Origin of the sequence: Vulcanococcus limneticus LL (assembly GCF_002252705.1) — a bacterium.
GTDB classification, from domain to species: Bacteria; Cyanobacteriota; Cyanobacteriia; order PCC-6307; family Cyanobiaceae; genus Vulcanococcus; species Vulcanococcus limneticus.
Map to the genome: position 1 here is coordinate 1 of NZ_NQLA01000104.1, position 3,105 is coordinate 3,105.

The window sequence follows — 3,105 nt, forward strand, 5'->3', positions numbered from 1 at the left end:
GTTGCGGCAGCTCAAGGCCAGAGGCCGCACCCGGGTCGGAGCGGTGTTCCGGTTGCATGTGGTGGCCTACAACCTGATCCGCCTGGCCAACCTGCTCGCTCCACGGGAGGCGTTGGCATGAACCACACGGAGCCGGGCACTCAGAAGTGGTCAGCCGGCTGGGTATCTGTACGGGCGGCAACGATCACCTCCCGATGCGGCGACCAGCCTTGCGAGGGGGACTGGAGCAAGCCCACGCAGCCCAATCCGTCATAGATGGGCTCGGGTTGGCGGCTATTTCAGCAGCCTCCTAGGGGTAGGTCTTTCCGATTCCTGACGAGGCCTCTGGCGGCCCCAGCTCCTGGCATCGCTTCAGCGCACCGCCGTGGCCAGTGCTTTCCGCCCCTGCACCGGCGCGTGCAGGGCCTGCTCCAGGGGCGCCACGCCGTAGTCACGCTCCAGCAGAGCCATCACGGTGCGGCCGAAATCGGCGGGGTTGGTCTCGAACGCCTCCAGGCAGATCCGGCCGAAGGTGCTGCCCATGGGTTCGGGGTTCCAGAGCAGCTGGCGGGCGGTCCAGGGCAGCATGCTCATCGGGTTGTAACCGGGCTGGATCAGCCCCTGATCAAAGCCGTACTGCTCCAGGTGGGTGTGGGGCTGCAGACCGATGAAGAAGATCGCCGGCTCCACCTTGTCGACCCCGAAGATCCGCTCCAGCTCGCGGTGGTAGGCAATGGTCTGGCGGATCGTCTCGGGCCGCTCGTCGATCACGTTGAACGAGTAGTTCACCGACACATGCTCGCGGAAGCCGGCCCGCGCCAGCATTCGGCAGCTCTCCAGCACGGTGCGCAGGTTGTAGCCCATGCGCATCTTGCGCACGAGCTCCTGGGAGCCGGAGGTGATGCCGATCTCGAAGTAGTCCATGCCGGTGGCCACCATCAGCTCGGCCAGCTCGGCATCGAGGTTGTCGGCGCGGATGTAGGCCGCCCAGCGGATGTCGTTCCAGCCTTCGGCCTGGATTGCCCGTAGCAGCTCTTTGGCATCCCCGATGTAGCGGCGGGCCGGGATGAACTGGGCATCGGTGAACCAGAAGCCACGCACGCCCCGCGCGTAGAGCTGGCGCATCTCAGCGATCACCTCGTGCACCGGGTTCACCCGCACAGCCTTGCCCTCCACCACGGTGTAGACGCAGTAGCAGCAGTTGTGGGGACAGCCGCGCTTGGTCTGCACGCCCACGTAGAAGTCGCCCCCCTCCAGATACCAGTCGAGCTGGGGCCAGATCTCAGCGATATAGGCATAGTTGCAGGCGGTTTTCTCCATCCCCGCCGGCTGCTCGTGGATCAGCCCGGGCCGAGGCTCCTCACCTGCCACAAAGCAGCGCTCACCCGCCAGGCCTTCCCCTCGGATCAGCTTCTCCAGCAGCGGCTCCCCTTCCCCCACCGACACCACCGTGCCCTTCGGCAGCTGGCGACCGAGCTGCTCGTAGAACACGCTCACTGCACCGCCACCCAGCACCGCCGTGGCCTGGGGGTGGTAGCGCCGCGCCCGCCGCAGACCCCGGCGCACCAGGCGCAGGTTGCGCCACAGCTCGCCATAGAACGATGCCATCAGTCCCAGGCCGCCGAGGGCGCCGCGCAGGCGCCTGAGCGGATTGGCGGCATAGAACACCTCAAAGGAGTTCTGCAGCGGATTGCCGCCGCGTCCGTCCACCGGCGCGTAGATCTGGATGTCGCGCCAGGAGAACACCAGCAGCGTGGGCCGGAACTGCTCCACGGTGCGCAGCAGCACCCGCTCCACATCGAGCACGGGCAGGGCCGCCAGATCAAGGATCCGCTGCGGAATCGCCGGGAACTGCTTGTGGATGTGGTCGGCCAGGTAGACGGGGCCGACCGGGAAGATGGGATTGCAGGGGAGGCGCACCAGCAGCACCCGCTGGTCCGCCGGGGCGGGTTGGCTCACGCGGAAGCGCCTGTCGCAGGGTTGGACGCTAACAAGCGGGGCCGGGCGGCGTGCGGTCGGGCCTGGTGTGGTCAGCCCACAGCCGCCAGCCGGGAGGCCAGCACCCGGGCCTGCCCCGCCAGGGGCCGCGGCAGCCAGGACCACCAGCCCCGATGCACACACAGCCGCGGTGTGAGCTGCCAGCCGGCCTCAGCCAATACGGCCGACAACGCCTGCGAGCTGGGCTGGGGGTAGGCCGGGTTGATCACATCGCCCGTGTCGATACCGCCCAGGTCGTCGATGCCGGCGGCGAGGGCGGCGGGCAGGGCGGACAGCGGCCAGAGATTGGGGGGCGTCTGCAGGTGCACCTCGGGCGGCAGGATCGCGCGGGCGTCGCTGATCAGCCCCAGCAGATCGGCTTGCTCCCCGGGGCTGAGCGGCGTGGCCTGCTCCCCGTCGGGTCGCCAGGGCTGCAGGATCACCTCCTGGATGTGACCCCAGCGCCGCTGCAGCGCCGCCAGCCACTCCAGGGCCTCCAGCCGCTCGGAGCGCCGCTCCCCCACCCCCAGCAGCAGACCGGTGGTGAAGGGGATGCCGAGGCGGCCCGCCTGCTCCAGCTGGCCGAGCCGCACGGAGAGGCGCTTGCTGGGGGCGTGGGCGTGCAGGGCGTCGTAGGCGGGGCCGAAGCCCTCGAGCATCAGGCCCAGGGAGGGGTTGAGCCGGCCCAGGGCCGCCATCTCCCGCAGGGAGAGCGGACCCGCATTGGTGTGGGGCAGCCGGCCCGAGGCCAGGGCCAGGCGACTCAGCGCCAGCAGGCGGGCGAACCAGGCCGGCCGTTCCTGAGAGGCCGGATGGACCTCGCCACTGAGCAGCAGCACCTCCAGGGCCTCCGGCCGGGCGGCCAGCCCGGCGGCGGCGGCGGCGGGCTCGAGCACCTGCTCCTGGCCGGGAATCCGACGGAAACTGCAGTAGCTGCAGGCGTTGAAGCAGCCGTTGGTGGGCACGAGCGTGAGGCTCGGACTCCAGGTGACGCAGCGGCCGAAGGGCCTGGCCCGGAACGAATCCGACTTCATGGAACGCAGGCCGAGGACATCCCTCTTCACAGAACGCGCAATCTTCCGTTACAGTGCAGCAGGCGGTCGGCCCCGGGCTTCCGAGCCGGTTTCCCGCCCTACTTACCGCTCCTGG

Annotated in this window: 2 protein-coding genes; both read right to left on the bottom strand. The window is 69.4% G+C overall.

The features are described from left to right. Window positions 1-351: 351 nt before the first annotated feature. Window positions 352-1,938 (bottom strand): photosystem II high light acclimation radical SAM protein, encoded by a 1,587-nt coding sequence (locus CJZ98_RS17415; RefSeq protein ID WP_232756588.1) that lies wholly within the window; start codon window positions 1,936-1,938, stop codon window positions 352-354. A 71-nt stretch (window positions 1,939-2,009) separates the two neighbouring features. Then, the gene (gene cofG, locus CJZ98_RS17420; RefSeq protein WP_094592369.1) at window positions 2,010-2,990 is read right to left on the bottom strand and encodes a 7,8-didemethyl-8-hydroxy-5-deazariboflavin synthase subunit CofG; all 981 of its coding nucleotides are present in this window, start codon (window positions 2,988-2,990) and stop codon (window positions 2,010-2,012) included. Window positions 2,991-3,105 lie beyond the last annotated feature (115 nt).

Bases quoted from the DNA above. Each gene is read 5' to 3' on its own strand.
- cofG (WP_094592369.1), bottom strand. From the start codon at position 2,990: ATGAAGTCGGATTCGTTCCGGGCCAGGCCCTTCGGCCGCTGCGTCACC.